The sequence below is a fragment of the Streptomyces sp. NPDC000941 genome, assembly GCF_053599555.1.
In genome coordinates this window covers 1-5,839 of sequence record NZ_JBSFMM010000386.1, presented here as the reverse complement: position 1 = coordinate 5,839, position 5,839 = coordinate 1, and the positions used below count along the sequence as shown (strand labels likewise).

General features: G+C 68.8%; 5 protein-coding genes. 4 read left to right on the top strand and 1 reads right to left on the bottom strand.

Going from position 1 to position 5,839, the window contains the following annotated elements:
• Nucleotides 1-804, top strand: an 804-nt coding sequence (locus ACWDSL_RS51325; protein WP_450496401.1) for a substrate-binding domain-containing protein, incomplete at its 5' end; no start/stop codon positions are given.
• Between the two features lie 218 nt (nt 805-1,022).
• The gene (locus ACWDSL_RS51320) at nt 1,023-2,528 is read left to right on the top strand and encodes a glycoside hydrolase family 28 protein (protein WP_450496400.1); all 1,506 of its coding nucleotides are present in this window, start codon (nt 1,023-1,025) and stop codon (nt 2,526-2,528) included.
• Nucleotides 2,529-2,711: 183 nt separating this feature from the next.
• Here ACWDSL_RS51320 and ACWDSL_RS51315 read toward each other — a convergent pair whose 3' ends face one another.
• Nucleotides 2,712-3,269 carry a transposase family protein gene (locus ACWDSL_RS51315; RefSeq protein ID WP_450496398.1) on the bottom strand — a complete coding sequence of 186 codons (558 nt, stop codon included), beginning with the start codon at nt 3,267-3,269 and terminating at the stop codon, nt 2,712-2,714.
• 219 nt (nt 3,270-3,488) lie between these two features.
• Here ACWDSL_RS51315 and ACWDSL_RS51310 point away from each other — a divergent pair, with 219 nt between their 5' ends.
• Together ACWDSL_RS51310 and ACWDSL_RS51305 are read left to right on the top strand one after the other, a co-directional pair.
• A complete protein-coding gene (locus ACWDSL_RS51310; protein ID WP_450496397.1) occupies nt 3,489-5,513 on the top strand; it encodes a transposase in 2,025 nt (674 codons plus the stop codon).
• A 60-nt stretch (nt 5,514-5,573) separates the two neighbouring features.
• Nucleotides 5,574-5,839 (top strand): LacI family DNA-binding transcriptional regulator (locus ACWDSL_RS51305; protein ID WP_450496403.1); only part of this gene is annotated, 266 nt, incomplete at its 3' end.

Below are 5,839 nucleotides of genomic sequence, written 5' to 3'. Positions count from 1 at the left end.
AATCCGTTCTTTGTGGATGTGGCCAGTGGTGCGGAGCGGGCGGCGCGTGAGGCGGGGCTCGGGGTGATGGTGTGCAACAGCGCGCAGAGCCCCGAGGAGGAGGCCGAGTATCTGGCGCTCTTCTCCGAGCAGCGGGTACGCGGCGTCCTGGTCACCCCTGCCGATATCAGCGGGCGCAACCTGGAGTCGTTCCGCCGCCACGGCATCCCGTTCGTCTTCGTCGACCGGGTGGTGCCCAGCGCGGAGGGCTGCTCGGTCTCGGTCGACGATGTCACCGGCGGCACACTGGCCGCCCGCCACCTCCTCGACCAGGGCCACCGCTCCATCGCGTATGTCAGCGGCCCCATGCAGCTGGCCCAGTGCCACGACCGCCGCACCGGCGCGGTGCGCGCCCTGCGCGAGGCGGGCCTGGACGACGATGCGCTGCGCCATATCGAGGTCGAGCGGCTGGATGTGGCGGCGGGGCGGGACGCGGGGGCGCGGCTGCTTGGCATGTCGCCGCGGCCGACGGCCGTCTTCTGCGCCAACGACCTGTTGGCGCTGGGGGTGTTGCAGGCACTGTACGGGGCGGGGGTGTCGGTGCCGGGGGAGGTGGCGCTGGTGGGCTACGACGACATCGAGTTCGCGGCGGCGGCAGCGGTGCCGCTGACGTCCGTACGGCAGCCCGCCTTTCGGATGGGGCGTACGGCGGCGGAGTTGCTGATCGAGGAGACGGGGGAGGCGGCCGGCGCACACCGGCATCAGCGGATCGTGCTCCAGCCCGAGCTCGTGGTCCGCGGATCGAGCCTGGCGCGGCTGCGCTGAGCCCATTGACAGCTCTTCTGCGCCTGTTACATTCCGGACTGAGAGATCCGACCTATCCGCACCGCGCCGCCGTCCGTGGCTCACTGGATACGAGGGATCATGGCTCAAGGTGGTGCCCACCTGTGCCTACGTCGCAATGAGTCGCGGTCTGGACCTTCGGATACATCGGATCTGCCGCTGCAAAGCGAACACGACCGATACACGAAGGAGCAAGAAAGGTGAAGAGAATCGCCGCATTAGCGGTGTCCGCGCTCGCCATCGTCTTCGGAGTGGCCCAGGCGCCCACGCTCGCCGCCCCGGCCGCCGCCGGCCGCGCCGCCGCCACCTTCGACGTCATGGACTACGGGGCGAAGGCCGACGGGTCGACGAACGACACCGGCGCGATCGAGAAGGCCATCAACGCGGCCAACGCCGCCGGTGGCGGGATCGTGGAGTTTCCGTCCGGGCAGTACAAGTCCAAGAACACGGTGCATCTCAAGAGCAATGTGACCCTCCAGCTGGACTCCGGCGCCACCATCCAGGGCTCCAGCGCGGACACCTACGACAAGCCCGAGTCCAACCCGAACGACGACTACCAGGACTACGGGCACAGCCACTTCCACAACGCGATGTTCTACGGCGACAAGCTCACCAACATCGGCTTCACCGGCTCCGGCACCATCGACGGCGCCGGAAACCTCATCACCGGCAACCCCGACTCCGGCGAGGCCGACAAGATCATCTCGCTGACCCGCTGCAAAGACCTGACCCTCAGCGGGATCACCCTGCGGCGCGGCGGCCACTTCGCGGCCCTCATCAACGGCTGCGACAACGTGACCTCCGACCACCTCACCATCGACACCGCGAGCGACCGCGACGGCTGGAACATCATCAGCACCACCAATGTCACCGTCACAGGCGCCAATATCGCCGCCAACGACGACGCGCTCGTCTTCAAGAGCGACTACGCCCTCGGCGCCAAGCTCTCCAACGGCCATGTGAAGGTGCGGGACAGCAAGTTGTCCGCGAAGTGCTGCAACGCCCTGATGTTCGGCTCCGAGACCTGCGGCGACTTCACCGACTACGACTTCCAGGGCATCACCATCAACGGCGCGGACAAGTCCGGCCTCGGCATGGTGTCCATGGACGGGTCCAACATCTCGGACGTCCACTACCGCGACATCACGATGACCGGGGTCCACTCGCCCATCATGATGAAGATCGGGACCAGAAAGCGCTGCGGCAACAACCCGGGCGTCGGCCACATCAGCAACGTCACCTTCGACAACATCACCGGGACCGGCAACAGCCCCTCCTTCAGCCCCACTCTGTGGGGAGAGTCGGGCTCGAACCGCATCAGCGACATCACCTTCAACAACGTCAACCTGACCGTCCCCGGTGGCAACGGCACCATGTCCACCGGCGTGCCCAGCAATGACGCCAAGGACTACAACCCGAAGAGCATCGGCACCCGCCCGGCCTTCGGCTGGTACCTCCACAACACGGACCGCATCACCTTCACCGACAGCTCGGTCCGGTTCGCCGACGACGACGGCCGCCCGGCGGTCATCGCCAACACCGCCAGTGGCCTGAAGTTCAACCACTTCACGGCGGAGCGCGGCGACGACAGCCCCGCCGACGTCATGTTCCAGAGCGTCAACGGCTACTGCGTGAGCGACAGCGCCAACACCTCGGGCGGTGCGTTGCGGATCGGCGCAAGCGGTTCCACGGAGACCTGCTCATAAGCAGTGCTCATAAGGGGAGGCCACCCGCAGGAGAGACCGCCCGTACGGGAGACCTGCGGCAGAGTGCGGGAGGAAGCCGCCCCGGACGGCCTAAGCTTGACGTTTAACCTCCGCCCGTGGCCAGCCCATTGAGCTGACCACGGGCTTCGCCGTTCTCCGGACAGCAGGGTGGCCTCTGCATGATCATGACTTCTCGCTGAAGTCGACATCGATCACAACAAAGGCCGTGAGGGTGAGTCTGCTGGACGATGCTGCCCGCGTCGAGTCCCTGACCGTGTTGTCCCGGTTCCGGACTGACTTCTTCACCTGCCTGCCCAGACGCGCGGATGCGCGCCAGGCGTCGCCGACCGCGACGATGCGGCGGTCACGGGCCCGGCAGACGATCTGCACATTCAGACTGCGCCGGTAGTTCTTCGGCTTCTTCGTCTTCTTCTGGTCGTGCACCGGAATGAGGGTGCCGTCCACCAGCCACAGTTCCCGCCGGTCGGCGGGTGGCGGGCCGAGCAGGGCGGCGAGGTGCGGTGCGAGGTCGGCGGTGAACCGGTGCACGGTGGAGTCCGTGGTAGCGAACAGCGCGGCCAACTGCTCCATGGTGAGGTTCGTGCGGTAACCCAGGACGACCAGCAGCACCCGGTCGCCGAAGGCAAGTGACCAGGGCCGACCGCACCCGCTGTCCGGGTGGCGCCGCCCGGACAGCGGGTGATCAGGGCATGCAATTGCGGCCCGGACAGTCCCGTCCATGCCTTCAAATGAGCTGAACGGCAGGTGGCGAGACGAAGTTCCATACAACTGGCCGTAACCCAAACACACTTCATGACGTTATGCCTGACGCTGACTGGTCCGGGAGAGGGGGGGAAGAGCGTGGCGGGTCGATCACCGGCTGCTCCTGCTCCTGGGGAGGGGCGGCGGTTTCGGGGGCCGAACCGGGGTGAGGCGTGGCGGCGGGCGAAGGACGCGCCGGTGTCGGTGATCCGGCTGCCGCTGGTCGTCAGCGATGCGGAGGTCCGCCACCGGGTCGAGAAGTTGTTCTCGGCGATGTGGCAGATCAAACGCGCCCTGCAGCGTGATGCACGGCATATGGTGGATGCCTACTGGGCCGGTGATGTGCGGCGCGAGAGCGACGTGAAGGCATGGCGGGCCGAGCTGGGCCTGTCCCGCACCGGGCTGGAGCACCGCGCGTACCGTCATCTGGAGCGCTCAGGCTGGTTGAGTGATCATGTGTCGAAGGCGTTGGTGATGCACCAGGCCGACGAAATGTGGGCCAGTGTGGCCAGGCACCTGCACCCGGACGCGTCGGGGCGGCGGGCCGGGCGCCCTAGGACCGGGACCTGGTGGGAGTACACCCGCATCCCGGGCCGGGCCCGCTCGCACACCACCGACCGCAAGTGGGAGACCTTCCGCCTGCACGGCACCCTCGCCGGACACCTGGACACCTTCCGGCACCCCGCACTGCCGCCCCAGGTCACCACCCCCGCCCAAGCCGCCCAGCTCCCGCCGGGCATGCGGGTGCTGGCCCAACCGCACCGCATACCCACCCCCGCCCGGCCCACCAGGCGCATCCCCACCAAGACCACCGACGCCCGGGGACGCGGTCGCAGCAGGGCGGCGACCTGGTTCGACCACACCGGTCCCCTGGCCGTCGTCTTCGCCGGAGGGCCCACCGGAGGTGGGGACATCGTCTTGCCGGTGCGGCTGGCACAGGGCGCGGGACGCTGGCCCTATCTGCTGCACTACCTGAACGACCCGAGCCGGTGGCACAAGATCGATCTGGTGCGCAGGCGGGATCCGGCCGCCCCCGGCGGCTGGGCTTATGAGGCCCATCTGATGGTCCTGGCCCCCGGCCACACCTCCCCCGCCACCCGTGCCCGGCGCCGGCAGGCCGCCGCCCTAAAACGCGTCGGCGGAGTGGACGGCAACGTCTCCAACCTCACCGTCGTCTCCCTGCCCGCCACGCTCAACCCCGATGACGGCGGCATATGCTCCGACCGGATCACCCTGACCCAGCAGGAACAACACGCCCTGGCCGCAGCGCGTAAGAAGGCCCGGGGGCGCCAACGCGCCCTTGACCGCTCGCGCCGCGCCACCAACCCCCAGCAGTATCAGCGCTCCCGGCGTCAAAAGGCCCGCGACGAACGCCGACAGGCAGCAGGTCTGCCCCCGAAGGCCGTCGCCGTCCCGGCCGGAGGTCGGCGCACCTCCACGACCGGAAGGCCCCAACAGGCATACCGGCGAGACCAGCTCAGCAACAGTTACCGGAATCTGCGGGCCCGCCACAGTGCCTCGGCCGCGAGCGCGGCCGAGGCATCCCATCACCGTGCGAAGAAGATCGCCGCCCAGCTGGTCGCCGCCCACGGTCCGAACCTGACCGTCGAGGACTGCGACATCCGCACCTGGTTCCGCCTGTGGGGCCGTACCTGCTCCGCCACCACCCCCGGACGGCTGATCGCCGCACTCGCCGCCGAGTGCACGGCCACCAGCGGACGACTTCTGCGCGCCTCGACCTTCACCACCGCCCTGTCCCAGCACTGCTTGTGCGGCCGACGCACCCCCAAGTCCCTGCGCCAGCGCACCCATCACTGCGACCCGGCCGAAGGCGGCTGCGGGCTGAAAGGCGACCGCGACCTGGTCTCCGCCGCCCTGGCCGCCTTCACCACCCTCACCGACCCCGACGACCCCACCACCGCCCGTCTCGACCACACCCGCGCCCGCACCGCCCAGATCCTCTTCGCCCAAGGGCTGCAAGAAGCCCTGACCGAGTCAACCGCACCGAAGTCCCCGCCCTCGGGCCGGACCCGCGCGGCAGCCGAACCCCGCGGGAACTCCCTTCCCCGGCAACGGACGGCCTCTGCTCGGCGAAACGCCGGACCATGCACCGTGACAACCCCGGATGAGACCCGACCCGCACCCAAGCGGCCCAATGCCCACGCCGGAACGACACGACCGCACACCGGCCGCCCCCGTACACACATACGGGATAAGTCTTAGCATGGGTCCCGCGGCCGCCACCGGCCGCTGGAAGGCGGGCGGTCGAAGGTCGTGGGACGCATGGTAGGGATCAAGGACGTCGCGCGGCAGGCCGGCGTGTCTGTCGGAACGGTCTCCAACGTGATCAACCGGCCGGACATGGTCGCCGAGGCCACCCGCGACCGGGTGCACGCCGCGATCGAGCGGCTGGGGTATGTGCGCAGCGAGTCGGCGCGGCAGTTGCGGGCGGGGCGTAGCCGGATTATTTCGCTGCTGGTGCTGGACATGGCGAATCCGTTCTTTGTGGATGTGGCCAGTGGTGCGGAGCGGGCGGCGCGTGAGGCGGG